A 19612-nucleotide genomic window follows, 5' to 3' on the forward strand; every position below is an offset into this window, starting at 1 on the left:
GCGGACACGGGGGAGCAGGGGACGCGGGCGGCCCCCCGCACGATCGGAGGCGTGCGGGGGGCCGGTCCCGGGGTGGCCTCAGCCGGCCTGCGGACCCTCGACCTCGTCGAAGGGGTTCTCGACGAGCGCGTTGGAGTGACCCGCGCTGTGGGTCGAGAGCTGGACGCGCGGGGCGAGGGGGCTGAAGAGGTCGTTCACGGCTTCTCCTTGGGGTGCGATGGATGGTTCACGGCCCGAGCCGGACCGCGCTCCGGACAGTAACGTTGTTGAGAATCATTCTCAAGACTCGCCGAGAGCCTGCTCGACCTGGTCCAGCACCAGGCCGAGCGAGATCGTGCCGCGACCGGTGGCCCACACCGGCGCTTCGACCTCGACGACGCGGTCCTCCCGGGCGGCGGTGAGCTGGGCCCAGGTCGGGTCGGTGGCGAGCCGCTGCGACAGCGGCTCCTGGTCGTCGGAGGCCGAGAAGGCCTGGGCGAACACGACGTCGGGGTCGACCTCGGCGACCTGCTCGACCGAGACCGGGGCGAACGGGTCGGCGGCCGCGGGCCACGGGTAGTCGCTGACCTCCGCCAGCAGGGAGCCGACCGGCGTCTCGACGGAGTCGACGCCCAGGCTGCCGGGCTCACCGAACATCGACAGCGTGGTCAGCGCGCTCCTCTCCGCGGCCGCCGCCTCGACCCGCTCGGTGAACGCGTCCGCCTGCTCGTCAGCCCGCTCGCGCGTGCCGGTCAGGTCGCCGACGGTGCGCAGGAACGCGACCGAGTCCTCCCACGACCGGGGGTCGACGAGGAAGAGCGGCGCCGACCGCTCCACGGCCTCCCGGAGCCCGTCCTGGGCGCCGGCCAGGCCGACGACCAGGTCGGGCGTCGAGAGCGCGACGTCCTCGACGTTCTCCTCGCCGAACCCGCCGGTGACCTCCCGCATGTCGGCGTCCGGCCCGGCGTACCGCTCGTCGAGCGCGAGCGGCTCGCGGTAGGCGACGGGGGTGAGCCCGACCTCGGTCAGGGCGTCGACGCAGATCATGGTCAGGCAGGCGATCCGGGCGGCCGGCTGGTCGAGCGAGACCTCGGTGCCGGTGTCGTCGGTGGCGCTGACGGGCCCGGCGCCGGGTGCGGACGAGGGTGCGGGGCCGGACCCCTCCGAGGGCGATCCGCACGCCGCGAGGCCGGCGGGGAGGAGGAGGGCGGCCAGGGCCAGGGCGGGGGTGTGTTTGCGCACGAGGTTCTCCTTGGTGGACGATCAGCGCCGAAATGATAGTCATTCTCAAGACGACCGTGCCGCTGGGTCTCGTGGTCGGTCTCCTCGCCGGCCTGTGCCTGGGCCGACCGGTGCTCGACCCGGTGGCCGCGGTGCGGGCGCTGCTCGACCCGGCCGACCCCGCGCACGTCCTGCTCGTCGAGGGCCGGCTGCCCCGCGCCGTGCTGGCCGTCGGGGCCGGCGGTGCGCTCGGGGTCGCGGGCCTCCTGCTGCAGGACGTGCTGCGCAACCCGATCGCCGGCCCCGAGCTGCTCGGCGTCTCCTCCGGCGCCGCCGTCGTCACCGCGGCGGTCGTGGTGCTCGGCCTTGCCGTGCCCGTCGTCCTCCTGCCGTACGCCGCCCTGGCCGGCGCGCTCGTCGCCGGCGCGCTCGTGGTGCTCACCATGGGCCGCACCCGCTCGCCCGACCACGTCGCCCTCATCGGGGCCGCGGTGTCCGCGGCCTGCGGCGGCCTGGTGGTCGCCGTCGTCGGCCTCGGCACGCAGGGCAACGTCGTGGTGCTCTTCCGCTACCTGCTCGGCAGCCTGGCCGCCCGGGGCTGGACCCACGTCGAGGCCGTCGCGCCCTGGCTGCTCGTCGGCCTGGTCGCGGCCGCCCTGCTGGCCCGCCGGGTCGAGACCCTCACGCTCGGCGACGAGGTGGCGGCCGGCCTCGGGGTCGCGGTGACCCGCACCCGCGTCCTCGCGGTCGTCGTGGCCGCTGTCCTCGCCGCCGCGGTCGCGTCGGTCTGCGGGCCGGTCGCCTTCGTCGCGCTCCTCGCGCCCCACCTGGCGCGGCGCCTGGCGCGCACCGTCGCCACCCGCCGGGTGCTGGTCGCCGTCGTCCCGGTGGGCGCGGCCCTGCTGCTGTGCGCTGACCAGGTGGCCCGGCTGGTCATCTACCCGGTCGAGGTGCCTGTCGGTGTGGCCACCACGCTCGTGGGCGTGCCCGCGCTCGTGCTCGCGCTGCGGAGCCGGGCGTGAGGGCCGCGTTGCGGCGCCCCGCCGGCCTGTCGGCCCTCGGCGCGGTCGCCCTGCTGGCAGGGGCCGTGATCGTGCTGGCCCACCTGCTGACCGGCCGCAGCAGCATCCCGTCCGCGGAGGTCGTGGCCGCGCTGCTGGGCCGGGCGAGCGAGCCGGCGTACACCGTCGTGGTGCTCGACCACCGCCTGCCACGCGTGCTGGTCGGGCTGGCCGCGGGTGCGCTGCTCGCCGTGGCCGGGGTGCTCGTGCAGGCCGTGGTGCGCAACCCGCTCGCCGAGCCGTCGACGACCGGCGTCGGCGCGGGCGCGGCGCTGGCCGTCGTCGCCACCCTGGTCCTGGCGCCCGACCTCGGCCAGGGCGGGGCGTACGTCGCCAGCCTGGTCGGTGCGCTCGCGACGGGCGCGGTGCTGTGGGCGGTGGGGCGGCGCTCGTTCGCCGTGACCGGGGTGCTGCTGGGGGCGGTGCTGGCCGCGGTGACCTCGCTGCTGCTCGTGGTCGACTCCGCGCCGCTCGGCACGGTGCTGCGCTGGCTGGTCGGCTCGCTCAACGCCCGCACGCCGACCGACTGGGCGCTGCTGTGGCCGTGGCTGGCCCTGCTCCCGGTGGCCTGGGCGCTGGCCTCGCGGCTCAACGCCTGGTCGCTCGGCGAGGCGGCCGCGGTCGGCCTCGGCCTCCGCCCCGGACCGCTGCTCGCCGTCGTGCTGCTGGTGGCCGTGGCCTGCGCGGCGGCCGCGGTGGCCGCCGCCGGGGCGGTGGCCTTCGTCGGGCTCGTCGCCCCGCACATCGGCCGGCTGCTCGTGGGCGCCGACCACCGCGTGCTGGTGCCGGTCGCGGCCGCGCTGGGCGCGCTGCTGCTCAGCCTGGCCGACCTCGTCGCCTTCTCGGTCTCGGTGCAGGTGCCGGGGCTGGCCACCGACGTCTCCGGCGTGCCCGTCGGCGCGGTGACCGCGCTCATCGGCGCCCCCGTCCTCGTCAGCCTCGTCCGCAGGGAGCAGCGCGCATGACCCCGCCCACCACGACCGTCCTCGCCGGCGACGGCCTCGCTGCCGGCCACGGCCGCACCACCGTCGTGCCCGCCCTCGACCTCGCGGTCGAGGCCGGTACCGTCACCGCCCTCGTCGGACCCAACGGGTCGGGCAAGTCGACCCTGCTCATGACGCTCGCCCGGGTGCTCCCGCCCCGCGGCGGACGGGTGCTGCTCGACGGCGAGCCCATCACCGCCCGCAGCTCGGTCGAGGTGGCCCGGCGGCTCGGGGTGCTGCCCCAGACCGCGGTCGTGCCCGCCGGGGCCACGGTGCGCGAGGTGGTCGAGCAGGGCCGCTACCCCCAGCTCGGCCCCTGGGCGATGATGCGCCGCCGCGACGACTCCGTCATGGAGCGCGCGCTGCGGCTCACCGGCCTGCTCGACCTCGCCGACCGCCGCCTCGACTCGCTCTCGGGCGGCGAGCGGCAGCGGGCCTGGATCGCGATGACGCTCGCCCAGCAGACCGGCATCCTGCTGCTCGACGAGCCCACCACCTACCTCGACGTGCGCCACCAGATCGACCTCATGCGGCTGGTGCGCGGCCTGTGCGACGAGCACGGCATCACCGTGGTGATGGTGCTGCACGACCTCAACCAGGCCGCCCGGTACGCCGACCGGCTGGTCGCCCTGCGCGACGGCACCGTGCGCGCCGACGGGCCGCCCACGGCCGTGCTGACGCCCCCGGTGCTGCGCGAGGTGTTCGACGTCGACGCGGTCGTCGTGCCCGACCCGGTGACCGGGCGGCCGTGGTTCGTGGCCCGGTGAGCCTGGCCCACGAGGTGCACCGGGCGCTGGCCGCGACGGCGGTCCCCCGCACGCCCGACCCGGCTCTGCTCCCGCCGCTCGCTGCTCCCGGGTCGACCCGGCCGCTGGCCGACCCGGCCCCGGTGCCGGGCGCGCTCGGCACCGCGCTGGCCGACCGGCGCTCGCGCTACCGGTTCGGCCCCGCGCCCGACCCGGCCGCCGTCGCCGCCCTCCTGCGCGCCGGCGTCGGCACCGCTCCCCGCGCCGGCGGGCTGCCCTCGGTGCGGGCCTACCTGGTCACCGCCGACGGCGTCGACCGGGCCGACCTCCGGCTCCCGCTGCCGGGGCTGGTCGCCGTGCGGCGGGGCCCCACGGCGGCATACGTCGCGGGGGCGGTGGACCAGCCGGCGTTCGCGCCGCGGGTGCCGCTGTGGCTCGCGCTGGTCGCCGACCTCGCGCCGAGCGCCGGACGCTACCCGCCCCGGCACTACCGCACCGTCCACCTCGACGCCGGCGCCGCGCTGCAGAACGTGCTCCTCGTCGCCACCGCCCTCGGTCTGGTCACCTGCCCCGTCGCGGGGTACGACGACGCCGCCTGGGCCCGGCTGCTCGACCTCGACGACCGTGACGGCGAGGCCTTTGTCGCGGTGCTGGTCGCGCTGTCCGAGGCGCCGGCCGGGAGCCGCTCCGCCCGCCGGCCGGTGGGTACCGGTCGTGCGTGTTGACTCGGGGAGTGCCCACCGACCGCCGCCGCGCCCGCTTCCGCGGCCAGATCGCCGGCGTCGGCACCACCGAGGGCACCCGCGTCGTCGTCGGCCGCTGGCTCGACAGCCCGCTCGGCACCTTCGCCGACGCCATGGTCGAGCGGCCCGACGGCCACCGGCTGCTGCTGGCGCCGTCGCCCGACGTGGCGCGGTTCGTCGCCGCGACGTACGACTTCGACGAGATCCGGGTCGAGCCGTTCGCGGTGTCGGTCGAGGGTGGGCGGTGGCGGGTGCGGGGCGCCTCGCTCGAGCTCGACCTGACCGTCGGCCGCACCACCCTGCTCGGGGGGCTGCTGCGCCTCGTGCCGCGCCGGGTCGCCGAGGCCCCGTGGTGGTGCGCGCTGACCGACGTCGTGGCCCGGGTCGTGCTCGACGGCGTGCGCACGCGCGGCGACACCGGCGACCGAACGGAGTGGTACGGCGCCACCGGCAACCGCGCCGTCACCGCCGCGACCGGCCGCTGGGAGGGCGCCGACCTCGGCGAATTGCGTCCCGTCTCGCCCCCGCCCCGGTTCGGCTTCTCCTCCACCCCCGAGCGGCCCTCGGTCACCGACGTCGTCACCACGGTCGAGCTCGACGCCGGCGTCCCGCTGGTGGGTCCGGCCGGCTGACCGGTCAGCCAGCCCGGCGCCTCTCGCCGAGGGCCGGGTAGTCGAGGTAGCCCCGCTCGCCGCCGGTGTAGTAGGTCGCCGGGTCGGCCGCAGCCAGCGGCAGGTCGTGGCGCAGCCGCTCGACCAGGTCGGGGTTGGCGATGAACGCCCGGCCCAGGCTGACCAGGTCGGCCCCGAGGCGGCGCCACCGGATCGCGTCGTCGCGGCCCGCGGGCACCGGCGAGGCGGGGTGGACCGGGTTGACCACCAGCACCCCCTCCCAGGCGCGGCGCAGCGCGAGCAGGTCGTCGTCGGGCAACGTCGCCTCGAGGTGCACGTAGGCCAGGTCGAGGCGCGACAGCTCGGCCAGCAGGGCCAGGTGGGTCTCGAGCGGCGCCGTCTCGTGGGCGCCCCAGATGCCGGAGCCGGGGGAGAGCCGGATGCCGACCCGGTCGGCGCCGACCGCGTCGGCCGTGGCCCCGACGGCCTCGACGGCGAACCGGATCCGGCCGGTCGTCGACCCGCCGTACCGGTCGGTGCGCAGGTTGGCGTCGTCGGAGAGGAACTGCGCGACCAGGTAGCCGTTGGCCCCGTGCAGCTCGACCCCGTCGAACCCGGCCCGCACGCCGCGCACCGCGGCCTCGGCGTACGACGCCGCCTGCTCGGCCACCTCGCTGGTGGCCAGGGCGCGCGGCACGGGGAAGTCCTGCGGCCCGCGCGGCGTGAAGGTCTGCCCGGTCGCGGGCACCGCCGACGGGGCGACGGGCTGGTGGCCGGTGGTGAAGGGGTGCGAGACCCGGCCGCCGTGCATGAGCTGGGCCACGACGTGGCCCCCGGCGTCGTGGACGGCCCCGGTGACCTGTCGCCATGACGCCTCCTGCTCGTCGGTGTGCAGGCCCGGCGTGCCGGGGTTGGACTGCCCGACCAGGCTCGGCTGGACGCCGTCGCTGACGATGAGGCCGGCAGAGGCCCGCTGGGCGAAGTAGGTCGCCATCAAGGGCGTGGCCAGCCCGTCGGCGGTGGCGCGCACGCGGCTCATCGGCGCCATGACGACGCGGTTGGGCAGGCGGAGCCGGCCGACGGTGACGGGCTCCAGCAGGGCGTCGGCGCCGGTGGGGGCGGCGGCGGGGGCGGACGGGGACGGGTGGTCGTCGTTGCTCATGGGTCTACGCTCACCCCTGACACTGACGTCAGGGGCAAGTCCTGGCGGACGAGGAGAGGCGGACCACCCGTGCGGATCGGCGACCTGGCCCGGCAGACCGGGGCGAGCGAGCGCTCGCTGCGCTACTACGAGGAGCAGGGCCTGCTCCACAGCGACCGCTCTCCCGCCGGGCAGCGGCTCTACGACGACGCCGCCGTCGACCGGGTCGCCTGGATCCAGCGCCTGTACGCCGCCGGCCTGAGCAGCCGCGTCCTGGTCGACCTGCTCCCGTGCGTCGAGACGCCGAGCGAGGCCACGACCCGGTCCACCCTCGACCGGTTGCGCGAGGAGCACGCGCGCCTGGGCGAGCACGTCGACGAGCTCGTCCGCACCCGGGAGACCCTCGCCGAGGTCATCGCCTGCAGCGAGCGCCACCTGGCCGCCCCGGCCGCCGGCTGAGCCCGGTCAGGCCCGGTCAGCCCCGGGGGTCGGGGGTCTGCGTGGACTCGAGGCGGGTGCCCTCGGGGTCGTCGACGCGCTCGTCCGACTCGGCCAGGACCGCCTCGGCCTGCGCCTCGGGGTCGTCGCTGCCGACGGCCCGCTCCTCGTCGAGCAGCTCGGCCCGCGACTCGATCCGGTCGTGCTCGGCCTGGCGCTCCTGGTCCGACTCGCTCATCCCGCCACGCTAGCCGGGTCCCGCGGGCCGGTTGACGCCCGCAGGGGCGGGTAGATTCCGCGCCGTGGTGCGACCGGGGACGACCAGGGCGGCGGCGCTCGTCGGCGCGGCCCTGCTGGGTCTCCCGTCGTGGGCCGTCGCGGCGGTGGCGGCCTCGACCGGCCCGACCGCGACGCCGGTCGACCTCGGGGGCACGCCCCGGGCCGGCAGCAGCGACCCCGGCACCCCGACGGAGGTCACCGCCGGTCTCTGGTCGGACTCCCTCGAGGGACCGGGCGGCGACCCGAGCAACGCACGCTGGTTCTCCTACCGCCGGACGATGGCCGGCAGCGCCGTCCTCGTCGCGGTCACCGCGACCTCGCCGGAGTCCTCGGACTCGATCGGCGTGGCCGTGCGCGCCGGGACCACCGAGTGCGGCAGCGACACCTCGACCGCCGGCTACCCGGTCGCGTTCTCCGCCTTCGGGGCCTCGGTCGTCGCCCCCGACGGCACGTTCGGGGAGCGCGACGACCCCTGCCTCACGGCCGAGACGCTCGCGATCCGGGTCGACCGCGCCGCCTCGTCGGCGCAGGGCGAGGTGCCGTTCGCGCTCCGCGTCGTCGAGGAGGCGCCCGTGCGCAGCGCCGAGCCCGACCTGCCCACGCCCCCGACCGAGACCATCGCCCCCACGCCCGACGTGGGTGACGGCGAGGAGGTCGCCGGCGCGGGGTCCTTCGACGGCGCCCCCGACCTCGCCCCCGGTTCGTACGCCGACGCGCTGCCCGAGGGCACCGAGCGGCTCTACCGGGTGCGCCTCGACTGGGGCCAGTCCCTCGCGGTCCGCGCCGAGCTGCCGGCGGCCGACGAGGCCACCGTCGAGTCGTTCGGGGGCGCCGGCCCGACGGTGAGCCTCACCCTCTTCGACCCGTTGCGCAACAGCTTCGACGGCGGTGCCGAGGGCGAGGAGGCCCAGGTCACCTGGGGCGCCGACGCCATCTCGCTGTACGACGGCACCGTCCCGGTCGCCTACCTCGCCCGCTTCGAGGGCAGCCCGGTCACCGTCCCCGGTGACTACTGGTTCTCGCTCGCCGTCGCCGCCGCGCCCGAAGACCGCGACGCGCTGGAGGTACCGGTCGAGATCGGGGTCGAGGTGGAGGGCGACCCCGAGGGCGCGCCGTCGTTCGCGACGACGGTCCAGGCGCCCGACAGCGGCCCGGGCCCCGACGACTACGACCCGGCGACGCCCTACCTCCTCGGCGACGGCCAGTGGTCGGCCGAGGTGGCCGGCGTGCCGCGCGGCCCGGGCGAGGGCGGCGCCGGCTCCTCGGCACGCCGCGCCGCCGGTGGGGCGCTCGCGCTGGTCAGCCTGCTCTGCCTCGGCGCCGGTGGGGTGCTGCTGCGTCGGCGGGTCAGCCCAGCAGCAGCCAGGTAGCCACGACCAGCCCGACCAGCCCGAGCACCACCAGGGCGACACCCGGCAGGGCCGAGGGCCGCGCGGCCGTCGGCGGGGCCGCCGGGTCGGCCGCCAGGACCTGGGTGCCCCGGGTGCCGCGGCCCGGCGGGGGCGGCGGAGTCGGCGGAGGCGGCGGGAAGCCGGGCGCCGGTCCGCGCGGGGAGTCGGGCAGCGTCTCCTGCGGGAACCGGTCGGGCACGACCACCGGCGCGTCGCCCGGCTGCGGCTCCGCCGCCGCGACCAGGCCGGCGAGGAGGCCGCGCGCCTCGGTCGCCGTCTGCGGGCGCTCGGCCGGGTCGGGCCGGGTCAGCAGCGAGACCAGCCCGAGCAGCCGGTCGCCCGGTGCCCCAGCAGGGCCGGTGACGGCCGCGCTCGGGTCGTCCTCGTCGGCCGGCCGCCGGCCCAGCAGCATCTCGTGGACGACCCGGCCCACGGCGTACACGTCGAGCGTGGGGTGCGGGTCGGCGCCGTGCCACTGCTCGGGCGGCATGTACGTCGGCGTGCCGATGGCCTGCACGCCGCGGGTCATCCGGGGCTCGTCGACGGGGGCGGCGATGCCGAAGTCGGTCAGTCGGAGGTGGGGGCGGCCGTGGCCGGTGGGCTCGAGCAGCAGGTTGCCGGGCTTGACGTCGCGGTGGACGATGCCGGCCGCGTGCACCGCTTCGAGCGCGTCGAGCAGCTGGTCGGTGACGACCGCGACCCACCACCACGGCAGCGGCCCGTGCTCGCGGACGAGGTCGGCGACCGACCCGCCGCCCACGAGCGGCATCGTGAACAGCACCCGGTCGTCCATGCCGGCCCACGACTGGGGCGTCACGACGTGCGGGTGGTCGATGCGCATCGACTGCTCGCGCACGAAGCGCAGCAGCGACCCGGCGTCGGACTGCCGCAGGATCTTGGCCGCCTTGAGCTGCCCGTCCTGCCGGTCGAGCACCCGCCAGATGGCCCCCATGCCGCCGGTGGCGACCGGGTCCACCAGCTCGTAGCGGCCCGCGAACACCTCTCCCATGCGTGGAGAGGCTAGTCGTCTCGAGACAGGCCACCGTGGGTCGGGCCGACGTCCCCGACGGTGCTCAGGTGAGCGTGACCGCCCGGTGCACCCAGGTCGAGGTGACGACCATGCCGACCTTCTCGTAGAGCCCGAGGGCGCCGGTGCGGCTGTCGGTGGACAGGCCGCAGGTCTCGACGCCGTGCTCGCGGGCGACCCGGAAGGTGTCGACCATCAGGGCCTGGGCGAGGCCGCGTCCGCGCTGGTCGGCCCGGGTGGCGAGCCGGGCGATGTAGGCCTCCCGCTCGCCGGCGTGCTCGCCCTCGCCCTCGAAGACCTGGAGCACCGCGGCCCCGACGACCGTGCCGTCGCCGTCGAGGACGACGCGCACGTGCCAGGGCTCGTGCCCCGGCCGACCCGTGGTGCGGGCGGTGAAGTCGTCCCAGGTCTCCCGCTCACGCTCCGACCACTCCAGGAAGGCGTCCTCCATCACGTCGTGGGCGGCGGGGAGCTCGTCGGGCTCGGCCGCGCGGACGGCGTACCCGTCGGGGAGCGGGCGGTCGGGGACCGTCGCGCCCTCCGGCAGCTTGAGCACCCAGCTCGTCCAGCGCACGTGGTAGCCGAGCTCGGTCAGCAACCGGTCGCCCGCCGAGCCCTGCGGCACCGGGCCGCCCACGATCCGCGCGCCGCGGGAGCGGGCCAGGTCGCGCGCCCAGGCGGACAGCCAGGTGCCGAGGCCGCGGCCTCGGTGGTCGGGGTGGACGGCGACCTCGGCGCGCTCGGGGGCGTTGAGCTCGGCGCAGGCGACCAGCCGGTCGCCCTCGAGGACGCCGACCGTGCTGGTGGCCACGTCGAAGCTGGGCCGCTGCCAGTCGCTGACGACGTCGGCCTCCTCGATCTCGGGCCGGCCGACGTCGTGGGTCTCCTGGGCGGCGTGGACCTCGTAGACGGCGCGGGTGTCGGCGAGGGTGAGCGGCCGGGCAGTGCAGCCGGGCGGCAGCGGGAGGTCGGTCACGAGCAGGTATCGAAGCCGACGCCGGTGCCGCCCGGCCAGGGGTTTTGCCGGGGGGACCGGCCGGTCAGGCGGTCTTGATGGCGGAGACGTCGAGCTCGAGGGTGACCTTTTCCGAGACGAGCACGCCGCCGGTCTCGAGCGCGGCGTTGAAGGTCAGGCCCCAGTCGCTGCGCTTGACGACGACCGAGCCCTCGAAGCCGACGCGGGTGTTGCCGAACGGGTCCTGGGACGAGCCGACCTCCTCGAAGTCGATCGTGACCGGGTTGGTGGTGCCCTTGATGGTCAGGTCACCGGTGATCGTCCAGGTGCTGCCGTCGCGGGAGACCTCGGTGGAGCGGAAGGTGATCTGCGGGTGGTCGCCCGAGCCGAAGAAGTCGTTGCTCTGCAGGTGGCCGTCACGGTCGGCGTTGCCCGTGGAGACGCTCGCGGCCTCGATGGTCAGGTCGACCCGGGAGTTCGCCGGGGTGGCGGTGTCGACGTGCGCGGTGCCGGCGAGCTCGTGGAACTGGCCGCGGACCTTGGTGACCATCGCGTGCCGGGCGACGAAGCCGACGCGGCTGTGCGAGGGGTCGATGGTGTAGTCGCCGGTGATGTCGGTCAGGACGGTGGTGGCGGGGTCGAAGGACATGGTGGGCTCCTCGGGAGACGGGATGGTTGAAGAATCAACATCATGAACGGACCGCGGTCCGTTTCTGTTCCCGGGGTGGCGAGGAAGTCCCGAAGTGGTCTGGTCCACGCACGACGACGCCCCGCCGACGGTGTCGGCGGGGCGTCGCTCGGGACTGCTGGGTGGTGGGGCCGTCAGGCGGCCTGGCTCACGCGGGAGACGAGGGCCGGCTCGAACCAGACCGCCTCCATGCGCGTGCGTCCGGCCTCGTCGGTCACCGGGACCCAGCGCATCTCGAGCTGGGGGCGACGGTCGTCGGTCATGGGACACCTCCTGTTCACCTTCTGTTCACCAAAGGTAGCCGATCCCCACCGCGAACGCCAGTGGACGTCAGGATCACCCGTGCTCCCCCACCTGAGGGGGTGATCAGCGGCGCGTCGACCGTGCTGCGCCCCACCCCTTGGTAGGTGGGGCGCGTGTGGTCGAGCCGCAGGGAGCCGCGCACTCCGCACCAGGACCGCGGACCGCGACTCCTGCCCGATTTCGGGCAGAAAGTGGACGTTGGACCCCGGGGAGGTCAGGGTGGGGCCGTGACCGCCGATCCCCGCCTCGTCGCCCACGTGGCGTCGACCACCGGCCTCACCCCGGCCGAGGCGGCCCGGGTCGTCGACGACGTCGTCGCGTTCCTCGCCGAGCCGGTCGGGGCCTACGTGCGTCGGCGCCACGGCGAGCTCAAGACCTACGGCGCCCGCAACGCCGAGATCTTCGCCCGGCTGGCCGTCGAGCTCGAGGGCCGCGTCGTCGCGGCCCCCCGGCTCAGCGAGCGCCAGCTGCGTCGCCTCGTCTACGGCTGAGCCCACCCCGGCCCACCCCGGCCCGCCCCGGCCCACCTCGGCCCATCCCGCCCCCGTCACCCAGGACAGAAGGAGCACCGCCATGTGCGGCATCGTCGGCTACATCGGCACCCAGCAGGCCGGACCGCTGCTGCTGGAGGGCCTCGCCCGCCTCGAGCACCGCGGCTACGACTCCGCGGGAGCGGCGGTCCTCGCCCCGTCCGGGCTGCGGGTCGCCAAGCGCGCCGGCCGGGTCGCCGACCTGCGCGAGGCCCTGCCGGGACGCTTCACGGGCCGCGCCGGCATCGGCCACACCCGGTGGGCCACCCACGGCCCGGCCACCGACGCCAACGCCCACCCGCACCTCGACGCCACCGGCCGGGTCGCGGTGGTCCACAACGGCATCATCGACAACGCCGCGGCCCTGCGCGCCGAGCTCACCGCCGCCGGCGTCGACCTGCGCTCCGACACCGACACCGAGGTGCTGGCCCACCTCGTCGGCCGCTCGACCGCGGAGACCCTCGAGGCCCGCGTCGCCGAGGCGCTGGCCCGGGTCGAGGGCACCTACGGCCTGGCCGTGCTGCACGCCGACTTCCCGGACCGCATCGTCGTCGCCCGCCTCGGCAGCCCGATCGTCGTCGGGGTGGGGGAGAAGGAGATGCACGTCGCCTCCGACATCGCCGCCCTGGTCCGCTACACCACCACCGTCGCCCACCTCGACGACGGCGAGATCGCCACCGTCACCGCGGGCGGGTTCACCACCTACCGGCTCGACCGGGCCGACCTCACCCACAGCCCCCGGGCCGCGGCCGCCCTCGACGTCGACGTGTCGTCGTACGACGTGCCGGAGGGGTCGGGCCACATGTGGCGCGAGATCCTCGAGCAGCCGGCCGCCGTCGAGCGGACCCTGCGCGGCCGCCTCGACGAGCGGTTCGGGACGGCGCACCTCGGCGGCCTCAACCTCGACCCCCGCGAGACCCGCGCCATCCGGCGGGTCAAGGTGCTCGGCTGCGGGTCGGCCTACTACGTCGGCCAGATGGGGGCCTCGCTCATCGAGGAGCTGGCCCGCATCCCCGCCGACGCCGAGGCGGCCAGCGAGTTCCGCTACCGCGACCCCGTCATCGAGCCCGACACCCTCTACGTCGCGGTCAGCCAGTCCGGCGAGACGATCGACACCCTGCTCGCGGTCCAGGAGGTCCGCCGCAAGGGCGGGCGCGTCGTCGGCCTGGTCAACGTCGTCGGCTCCGCCATCGCCCGCGAGGTCGACGGCGGCATCTACCTGCACGCCGGCCCCGAGGTCGCGGTCGCCTCGACCAAGGCCCTGACCACGATGTACGTCGGGTTCGCGCTGCTCGCGCTGCAGCTGGGGCGGGTGCGCGACCTCTCCATCGCCGACGGCAAGCGCATCGTGGCCGCGCTGCAGGAGCTGCCCGGGCTGGTGGAGGAGACGCTCGACCTGGCCGAGCCGCTGGCCGAGGTGGCCCACGAGCTGGCCGCGGCGGAGAGCCTGTTCTACATCGGCCGGGTCCGCGGCTACCCGGTCGCCCGCGAGGGCGCGCAGAAGCTCAAGGAGGTCACCTACCGGCACGCCGAGGCCTACCCGACCTCCGAGCTCAAGCACGGCCCCCTCGCGCTGGTCTCGCCCGCGGTGCCCACCGTGGCCCTGGTGCCCCTCGACGAGCTGACCGACCGCAACGTCGCCGCGCTGCACGAGGTCGCCGCCCGTGGCGGCCCGCTCGTGGTGGTCACCCACGCCGACGTCGACCTGGGCGACGTGCCGTGCCGCCGGGTCGACGTACCCCGGTCGGAGCGGGAGCTCGACCCGCTGCTGATGACCATCCCGCTGCAGCTGCTCGCGGTGCACGCCGCGACCCACCTCGGCCTCGACGTCGACAAGCCGCGCAACCTGGCCAAGTCGGTCACCGTCGAGTGACGGCGCGCCCCGCCGGCTCAGCGCGTGGGGACGATCTCCCGGCCGAGGGGGAGCAGCGAGACCGGCACCATCTTGAAGCTGGCCACGCCGAGCGGGATGCCGATGACCGTCAGGCACAGCGCGATCCCCGAGAGCACGTGGCCGATGGCCAGCCAGATGCCCGCGACGACGAACCAGATGCCGTTGCCGATCGCCGAGGGGGCGCCCGCACCCGGCCGCGGGACGACCTCGCGCCCGAACGGCCACAGCGCGTAGCCCGCGATCCGGAACGACGCCAGCCCGAACGGGATCGTCACGACCAGCACGCAGCAGATGACGCCCGCCACGGCGTACCCGACGGCCATCCAGAAGCCGCACAGCACCAGCCAGAGGAGGTTGAGCAGGGTGCGCACGCGGCCAGTGTGTCCGACGGGTGGGTGCGCGTGGGTACGGTCGAGCCGGCGGCGCCGCCGGCGCCCTGACGACGTGGGGGTCCGCAGTGGGACGAGGTACGACGACGGCGCTGGTCGCGGGGCTGGCCGCCCTGGTGCTCACGCTCGGGGCCTGCGGCGGTGGCGACGACGAGGCGTCGGGCGGCCCGTCCTCGGCGCCGGCCTCCTCGGCCCCGACCTCGTCCCCGCCCACCTCCTCGGCGCCGGCCTCGCCGTACTGCGACGCGCTGGCGGCCGTGGCTGCGGTCCCGGCGGACGACCCCGACGCGCTGGCCGAGAGCCTGCGCGCGGCGGCGGAGGTGGCGCCGGCCGAGTCGCAGGACGACTGGGCGGCGACGACCAAGGCCTTCGACGCCTACGCCGCCGAGGCCGACGACCGGCTGATCGACGCCGCTAACCCACCCCCGGGCACCTCGCTCGGCGAGGCCGTGCAGCGCAACTCCCAGATCCTGGCCCTGCTCGCCGTCAAGCACCTGCAGCCCGTCACCGAGCAGACCCAGCGCATCAGCGACCAGGCCGAGGAGACCTGCGGCACGGGCGTCTTCGGCTGATCCTCGACCCGCGGGCACCGTCCTGACCGCGTGGTGACCCAGCGCACCGCGCCGACGAATCGGGTGGTACAAGCCACAGCCACTACCGTTGTCGGGTGAACGACCAGAGCGACCAGACCGAGTCGACCGAGCAGACCCCCACCTTCGCCGACCTCGGACTGGGCGACGCCGTCCTCAAGGCGCTCAAGGACGTCGGGTACGAGCGTCCCTCGGCCATCCAGGCCCAGACCATCCCGACGCTGCTCGAGGGACGCGACGTCGTCGGCCTCGCGCAGACCGGCACCGGCAAGACCGCGGCGTTCGCGCTGCCGGTCCTCGACCGCCTGGACGTGCGCCAGAAGTCGGTGCAGGCGCTCGTCCTCGCCCCCACCCGCGAGCTGGCGCTGCAGGTCTGCGAGGCGTTCCAGAAGTACGCCGCCGGCACCCGCGGCGTGCACGTCCTGCCCGTCTACGGCGGCCAGGCGTACGGCGTCCAGCTGAGCGCGCTGCGCCGCGGCGTCCACGTCGTCGTCGGCACGCCGGGCCGGATCATGGACCACCTCGACAAGGGCACCCTCGACCTGTCCGAGCTGCGCTTCCTGGTGCTCGACGAGGCCGACGAGATGCTCAACATGGGCTTCGCCGAGGACGTCGAGACCATCCTCGCCGAGACCCCCGACACCAAGCAGGTCGCGCTGTTCAGCGCGACGATGCCCGCGCAGATCCGCCGCCTGTCGAAGAAGTACCTCGACGACCCGGTCGAGATCACGGTCAAGAACAAGACGGCGACGGCCGCCAACATCACCCAGCGCTACCTGATCTGCAGCTACCCGCAGAAGGTCGACGCCCTGACCCGCATCCTCGAGGTCGAGGCGTTCGAGGGGATGATCGTCTTCGTCCGCACCAAGAACGAGACCGAGGTGCTGGCCGAGAAGCTGCAGGCCCGCGGGTTCTCCGCCGCCGCGATCAACGGCGACGTCGCCCAGGCGCAGCGCGAGCGCACCGTCAACCAGCTCAAGTCGGGCAAGCTCGACATCCTCGTGGCCACCGACGTCGCCGCCCGCGGCCTCGACGTCGAGCGCATCAGCCACGTCGTCAACTACGACATCCCCACCGACACCGAGTCCTACGTGCACCGCATCGGCCGCACCGGCCGGGCCGGCCGCTCGGGTGACGCCATCTCCTTCGTCACCCCCCGCGAGCGCTACCTGCTCAAGCACATCGAGAAGGCGACCCGCCAGCCGCTCGCCGAGATGCAGCTGCCCGGGGTCGACGAGGTCAACGCCACCCGGCTCTCCCGCTTCGACGACGCCATCACCGCGGCCTTGTCGCAGACCGACCGGGTCGACCGGTTCCGCGAGATCGTCGCCCACTACGTCCGCCACCGCGACGTGCCCGAGCTCGACGTCGCCGCCGCGCTCGCCATCGTCGCCCAGGGCGACACCCCGCTGCTCCTCGAGGCCGAGCCGGAGCGGCCGGTCCGCCGCGACCGGGACGACCGTGGCGCCGGCCGGGGCAAGCGCTTCGACGGCGACGACCGCTTCGACCGCGGCACCCGGCGCGAGCGTCCCGAGCGTGGCGACCGGTCGCGGACGGGTGACCAGCCGATGAAGGCGTACAAGATCCAGGTCGGCAAGCGCCACAAGGTCGAGCCGCGCCAGATCGTCGGCGCCCTGGCCAACGAGGGTGGCCTGTCGCGCCGCGACTTCGGGGCCATCCAGATCCGGCCCGACTTCTCCGTCGTCGAGCTCCCCGCCGACCTCCCCGCCGAGGTCTGGCGCAACCTGGAGAACACCCGCATCAGCGGCAAGCTCATCGAGCTCTCCGAGGACCGCGGCCCCGGCAGCCGCGGTTCGCGCCGCGACCACGCCGGTGGCGGGGATGGCAGGGACAGCGGCCGGGACGGCGACGGCGAGGCTCGCCGGGAGAAGAAGCCGCGCCACAAGAAGCCCCGCGACGACGACTGACCGGTCGGCGCCGCGGCCGGTCGCCGACGCCTCGACGAGCCTCGAGGTTCCACGACAGACCGGTCGATGCACCCTGGGACCCACCGCTCACGGGGTGGATCTCGACCGCGGTCAGGCCTGCTGCGGCCTAGGACGGGATCCTAGATCGGCCGACGCGCACGTGACCTGGCTCTCACCCGTGGGCTAGGTTCGGAGGCGTCGCCGCCGCGTGGCCAGCGCGGGGCACGATCTCGGGAGGATCGATGGACGGGCGCGCCCGTTTCCTCGCCCTGGCCGACCCCGACCTGTTCGACGTGCCGTGGAGGGTGGCCGACGTGGAGGGGACGGAGGGCCCGCTCGTCGCGCCCTCGGGCTGCCCCGAGGGCTGGCGCCACCGCACCGCGGGGCTGTGGCAGTCGATGCGGCCGCCGGGCGACCCGCTGCCCCCGGCGGGCTGGAAGATCCACGTCGGCGCCCGCCCGGCCGAGGCCGCGGCCGTGGCGGCCGCGGTCGCGGCGGTGTGCTTCGCCGAGGGCGCCGCCTGGAAGGTGCTGCGCAGCACCGGCCTCGTGCGGGTCGCCACCGACAAGCACGCGCCGCCGTCGCTGACCGGCAAGACGTGCGTCGTCTACCCCGTCGACGACGCGCACGCCGCCCGCCTGGTCGGCCTGCTCGGCCACGCGCTCGCGGGGGTCCTCGGGCCCCGGGTGCTCGGCGACCGCCCGCACGGTGCGGCGCCGCTCGGCGTGCGCTGGGGGGCGTACGCCGAGGACTGGGTCGAGGCCGACGACGGACGCCTCGTGCTCGCCGTCGTCGCGGCGGGGGCCCTCGTGCCCGACCACCGGGGCCAGACCACCCGGCCGCTGCCCGAGGCCCTGGCCCGTGCGCTCGCCCCCGAGGCCCCGGCCACGCTCCCGCTGCGCGAGGTCGAGCTCGTGCAGCGCAGCACGACCGGGGCGCTCTACCGCGCGGTGCTCGACGACGGCCGGTGCGTCGCGCTCAAGGAGGCCCGCCACCACACCGGCATCGACGCCGACGGGGTCGACGCGGTCGCCCGGCTGCGCCACGAGCACGCCGTCCTCGGTCGGCTCGCCGGCTCCGGCATCGCCCCCGACCCCGTCGACTACTGGCCCGGACCCCACAGCGACCTGCTCGTCTCGACATGGGTCGAGGGCCCCACGCTGGTCCGCCGGGCCAGCCAGGCCAACCCGCGCAGCCGCGCCGACCTCGACGGCGAGGCCGACTACGACGGCTGGGCCGAGCGCACCTGTCGCGAGCTCGCGGCCCTCGTGGCCCGCATGCACCTCCTGGGCGTCACCCACGGCGACCTCACCCCGGCCAACGTCGTGTGCGGCGCCGAGGCCGGTCCGCGGCTCCTCGACTTCGAGACCGCCTGCCTCGACGGCGTCGGCGTCACCGCGGCCGTCGCGACGCCGGGCTTCCACCTCGACGACCCCGACCCGGTCGCCCGCGACCTCTTCGGGCTGGCCCGCACCGCGGCGTACGTCCTCGACCCCGACGTGCTGCTCCTCGACCGCCGCCCCGACCTGGCCCCGCACTTCCCGGGAGCGCCCCCGGTCCGGGCCGCCCTCGGCGCCGCGCCCGACCCCGCGCCGACCGGTCCCGACGACCTCGTGCGCCGCCTCGACGACGGGGTGCTCGCCCGGGCAACGCCCCACCGCGCCGACCGGCTCTTCCCCGGCGGCTGCGACCAGTTCACCGACCCCCTGGGCGGCCACGACCTGCTCTCGGGCGCCGCGGGCGTGCTGCTGGCCCGCCAGGCGCGCGGGCACGACGCCGACCCGGTCCACCTCGACTGGCTCGCCGCCGTCCCCCCGGGCGCGCAGCGTCAGCACGGCCTCGGGGTCGGCGCCGAGGGCGTCGCGCTCGCCCTGGCCCTGCTCGGGCGCGGCGAGCAGGCCGCGACCGTCGTCGACGGGTGCCGCTCGCCCCTGCCGCGCAGCATCTCCTGGGCCCGCGGCCGGGCCGGCTGCGCGGTCGCGCTGCTCGAGCTCGGCGCGCTCCTCGGCCGCCACGACCTCACCGAGCGCGGCCGGGCCGCCGCGGCCGACGTCGCCGCGGCCGTCGCAGACCCCGAGGTCCGGCTCGCCGAGGCAGGCCTGCTCGACGGGTGGTCCGGTGTCGCGGTGGCGCTCGCCCGCGCGTCGTACGTCGACGCCGACCCAGGCCTGCACGCCGCCGCCGTCGCCGCCCTGCACCGGGCGCGGGCGCCGATGCGGCCCACCGGCGACCGGCTGGTGGTGACCTCCGCCGGCCGGGTCCACACCGGCCTCGGGCGCGGCAGCGCCGGTTTCGTGCTCGCGGTGGCCCTCGCCGCCCCCGACGACGCCCGCCTGCGGGCCGACGCCGCCGCGGCCGCCCGCGCGTGCGCCGCGGTGGCCCCGCCCCTCGCCGGCCTCCTCGACGGCCTCGCGGGCACGATCACCGCGCTGCGCGCGCTGGGCGGCCACGACGACGACGTCGCCCGGCTGGCGCAGCGCGCGACCTGGCACGGCGTGGCGACCGCCCGTGGCTGGAGCACCCTCGGCGAGCAGCGGTTGCGCTGCGCCGACGACCTCGGCACCGGCTCGGCCGGGCTGCTGGCCGTCCTGGGCACCCCCGGCCTGACCGGGGTCACCCACGTGCTGCGCCTCCCGGGGACGCGGCGATGACCCGGCGCGAGGGCGAGGAGGTGACGCCTGTCATCGAGGTTCCCTGTGCACAGGCACTGCCACC

21 protein-coding genes are annotated in these 19612 nt (G+C 76.1%); 12 read left to right on the top strand and 9 right to left on the bottom strand.

Features of this window, described 5'->3' with window-relative positions; translation table 11 throughout:
* Positions 1–78: 78 nt before the first annotated feature.
* Both amiA and FJQ57_RS10440 read right to left on the bottom strand, forming a co-directional pair.
* Positions 79–198 (bottom strand): streptamidine family RiPP, encoded by a 120-nt coding sequence (gene amiA, locus FJQ57_RS23310; protein ID WP_246081735.1) that lies wholly within the window; start codon positions 196–198, stop codon positions 79–81.
* An 81-nt stretch (positions 199–279) separates the two neighbouring features.
* On the bottom strand, positions 280–1221 hold the full coding sequence (locus tag FJQ57_RS10440; protein ID WP_139979909.1) for an ABC transporter substrate-binding protein: 942 nt from the start codon (positions 1219–1221) through the stop codon (positions 280–282).
* A 32-nt stretch (positions 1222–1253) separates the two neighbouring features.
* On the opposite strand from FJQ57_RS10440, the gene FJQ57_RS10445 reads away from it, so the two are divergent.
* The 5 genes from FJQ57_RS10445 to FJQ57_RS10465 are packed head-to-tail and all read left to right on the top strand — an operon-like array spanning position 1254 to position 5365.
* Positions 1254–2222 (top strand): FecCD family ABC transporter permease, encoded by a 969-nt coding sequence (locus tag FJQ57_RS10445; protein ID WP_139979911.1) that lies wholly within the window; start codon positions 1254–1256, stop codon positions 2220–2222.
* Positions 2219–3226, top strand: a complete 1008-nt coding sequence (locus tag FJQ57_RS10450; RefSeq protein WP_139979913.1) for a FecCD family ABC transporter permease — start codon at positions 2219–2221, stop codon at positions 3224–3226. The genes FJQ57_RS10445 and FJQ57_RS10450 overlap by 4 nt, the downstream gene beginning before the upstream one ends.
* A complete protein-coding gene (locus tag FJQ57_RS10455; RefSeq protein ID WP_139979915.1) occupies positions 3223–4011 on the top strand; it encodes an ABC transporter ATP-binding protein in 789 nt (262 codons plus the stop codon). The genes FJQ57_RS10450 and FJQ57_RS10455 overlap by 4 nt, the downstream gene beginning before the upstream one ends.
* Positions 4008–4715, top strand: coding sequence for a nitroreductase family protein (locus FJQ57_RS10460; protein WP_170219370.1), 708 nt, complete (start codon positions 4008–4010; stop codon positions 4713–4715). Before FJQ57_RS10455 ends, FJQ57_RS10460 begins: the two co-directional genes overlap by 4 nt.
* A gap of 8 nt (positions 4716–4723) precedes the next feature.
* Complete coding sequence (locus FJQ57_RS10465) at positions 4724–5365, top strand: hypothetical protein (RefSeq protein WP_139979919.1); 642 nt, start codon at positions 4724–4726, stop codon at positions 5363–5365.
* Between the two features lie 4 nt (positions 5366–5369).
* Here the strand turns inward: FJQ57_RS10465 and FJQ57_RS10470 are convergent, their stop codons facing one another.
* Entirely contained in the window at positions 5370–6506 is a 1137-nt protein-coding gene (locus tag FJQ57_RS10470) for an alkene reductase (protein WP_139979921.1), read from the bottom strand.
* Between the two features lie 69 nt (positions 6507–6575).
* Between FJQ57_RS10470 and FJQ57_RS10475 the strand changes: the two genes are divergently transcribed.
* On the top strand, positions 6576–6944 hold the full coding sequence (locus FJQ57_RS10475) for a MerR family transcriptional regulator (protein ID WP_139979923.1): 369 nt from the start codon (positions 6576–6578) through the stop codon (positions 6942–6944).
* A gap of 16 nt (positions 6945–6960) precedes the next feature.
* Here FJQ57_RS10475 and FJQ57_RS10480 read toward each other — a convergent pair whose 3' ends face one another.
* A complete protein-coding gene (locus tag FJQ57_RS10480) occupies positions 6961–7161 on the bottom strand; it encodes a hypothetical protein (protein ID WP_139979925.1) in 201 nt (66 codons plus the stop codon).
* A gap of 64 nt (positions 7162–7225) precedes the next feature.
* On the opposite strand from FJQ57_RS10480, the gene FJQ57_RS10485 reads away from it, so the two are divergent.
* Positions 7226–8572 carry a hypothetical protein gene (locus FJQ57_RS10485; protein ID WP_139979927.1) on the top strand — a complete coding sequence of 449 codons (1347 nt, stop codon included), beginning with the start codon at positions 7226–7228 and terminating at the stop codon, positions 8570–8572.
* Here the strand turns inward: FJQ57_RS10485 and FJQ57_RS10490 are convergent.
* The 4 genes from FJQ57_RS10490 to FJQ57_RS23590 all read right to left on the bottom strand — a co-directional run bounded on the left by FJQ57_RS10490 (position 8550) and on the right by FJQ57_RS23590 (position 11526).
* Complete coding sequence (locus tag FJQ57_RS10490; RefSeq protein ID WP_139979929.1) at positions 8550–9602, bottom strand: serine/threonine-protein kinase; 1053 nt, start codon at positions 9600–9602, stop codon at positions 8550–8552. The two genes, FJQ57_RS10485 and FJQ57_RS10490, sit on opposite strands and share 23 nt — an antisense overlap.
* A 64-nt stretch (positions 9603–9666) precedes the next feature.
* Positions 9667–10596 carry a GNAT family N-acetyltransferase gene (locus FJQ57_RS10495; RefSeq protein WP_246081736.1) on the bottom strand — a complete coding sequence of 310 codons (930 nt, stop codon included), beginning with the start codon at positions 10594–10596 and terminating at the stop codon, positions 9667–9669.
* A gap of 64 nt (positions 10597–10660) precedes the next feature.
* A complete protein-coding gene (locus tag FJQ57_RS10500) occupies positions 10661–11224 on the bottom strand; it encodes a YceI family protein (protein ID WP_139979932.1) in 564 nt (187 codons plus the stop codon).
* Between the two features lie 173 nt (positions 11225–11397).
* Entirely contained in the window at positions 11398–11526 is a 129-nt protein-coding gene (locus tag FJQ57_RS23590) for a hypothetical protein (protein ID WP_281284255.1), read from the bottom strand.
* A gap of 267 nt (positions 11527–11793) precedes the next feature.
* On the opposite strand from FJQ57_RS23590, the gene FJQ57_RS10505 reads away from it, so the two are divergent.
* Complete coding sequence (locus tag FJQ57_RS10505; RefSeq protein WP_139979934.1) at positions 11794–12057, top strand: hypothetical protein; 264 nt, start codon at positions 11794–11796, stop codon at positions 12055–12057.
* Between the two features lie 82 nt (positions 12058–12139).
* Positions 12140–13969, top strand: coding sequence for a glutamine--fructose-6-phosphate transaminase (isomerizing) (gene glmS / locus FJQ57_RS10510; RefSeq protein WP_139979936.1), 1830 nt, complete (start codon positions 12140–12142; stop codon positions 13967–13969).
* A gap of 17 nt (positions 13970–13986) precedes the next feature.
* Here glmS and FJQ57_RS10515 read toward each other — a convergent pair whose 3' ends face one another.
* Entirely contained in the window at positions 13987–14361 is a 375-nt protein-coding gene (locus FJQ57_RS10515; RefSeq protein ID WP_139979938.1) for a YccF domain-containing protein, read from the bottom strand.
* A gap of 86 nt (positions 14362–14447) precedes the next feature.
* Here FJQ57_RS10515 and FJQ57_RS22450 point away from each other — a divergent pair, with 86 nt between their 5' ends.
* The 3 genes from FJQ57_RS22450 to FJQ57_RS10530 all read left to right on the top strand — a co-directional run bounded on the left by FJQ57_RS22450 (position 14448) and on the right by FJQ57_RS10530 (position 19548).
* Positions 14448–14951, top strand: coding sequence for a hypothetical protein (locus FJQ57_RS22450; RefSeq protein ID WP_170219371.1), 504 nt, complete (start codon positions 14448–14450; stop codon positions 14949–14951).
* 95 nt (positions 14952–15046) lie between these two features.
* Positions 15047–16897 carry a DEAD/DEAH box helicase gene (locus FJQ57_RS10525; RefSeq protein ID WP_139979942.1) on the top strand — a complete coding sequence of 617 codons (1851 nt, stop codon included), beginning with the start codon at positions 15047–15049 and terminating at the stop codon, positions 16895–16897.
* Between the two features lie 242 nt (positions 16898–17139).
* Positions 17140–19548: a class III lanthionine synthetase LanKC N-terminal domain-containing protein gene (locus tag FJQ57_RS10530; protein ID WP_139979944.1), complete on the top strand. Its 2409-nt coding sequence runs from the start codon at positions 17140–17142 to the stop codon at positions 19546–19548.
* The last annotated feature ends 64 nt before the right edge of the window (positions 19549–19612 follow it).

Origin of the sequence: Nocardioides litoris, from assembly GCF_006346315.1 — a bacterium.
Taxonomy (GTDB): domain Bacteria; phylum Actinomycetota; class Actinomycetes; order Propionibacteriales; family Nocardioidaceae; genus Nocardioides; species Nocardioides litoris.

Excerpts from the sequence above, each read along its gene's own strand:
- FJQ57_RS23590 (WP_281284255.1), bottom strand. The coding sequence starts at position 11,526 with ATGACCGACGACCGTCGCCCCCAGCTCGAGATGCGCTGGGTCCCGGTG.
- FJQ57_RS10480 (WP_139979925.1), bottom strand. The coding sequence starts at position 7,161 with ATGAGCGAGTCGGACCAGGAGCGCCAGGCCGAGCACGACCGGATCGAG.
- FJQ57_RS10490 (WP_139979929.1), bottom strand. The coding sequence starts at position 9,602 with ATGGGAGAGGTGTTCGCGGGCCGCTACGAGCTGGTGGACCCGGTCGCC.
- FJQ57_RS10455 (WP_139979915.1), top strand. The coding sequence starts at position 3,223 with ATGACCCCGCCCACCACGACCGTCCTCGCCGGCGACGGCCTCGCTGCC.
- glmS (WP_139979936.1), top strand. The coding sequence starts at position 12,140 with ATGTGCGGCATCGTCGGCTACATCGGCACCCAGCAGGCCGGACCGCTG.
- FJQ57_RS10530 (WP_139979944.1), top strand. The coding sequence starts at position 17,140 with ATGGACGGGCGCGCCCGTTTCCTCGCCCTGGCCGACCCCGACCTGTTC.
- FJQ57_RS10445 (WP_139979911.1), top strand. The coding sequence starts at position 1,254 with ATGATAGTCATTCTCAAGACGACCGTGCCGCTGGGTCTCGTGGTCGGT.
- FJQ57_RS10500 (WP_139979932.1), bottom strand. The coding sequence starts at position 11,224 with ATGTCCTTCGACCCCGCCACCACCGTCCTGACCGACATCACCGGCGAC.
- FJQ57_RS10470 (WP_139979921.1), bottom strand. The coding sequence starts at position 6,506 with ATGAGCAACGACGACCACCCGTCCCCGTCCGCCCCCGCCGCCGCCCCC.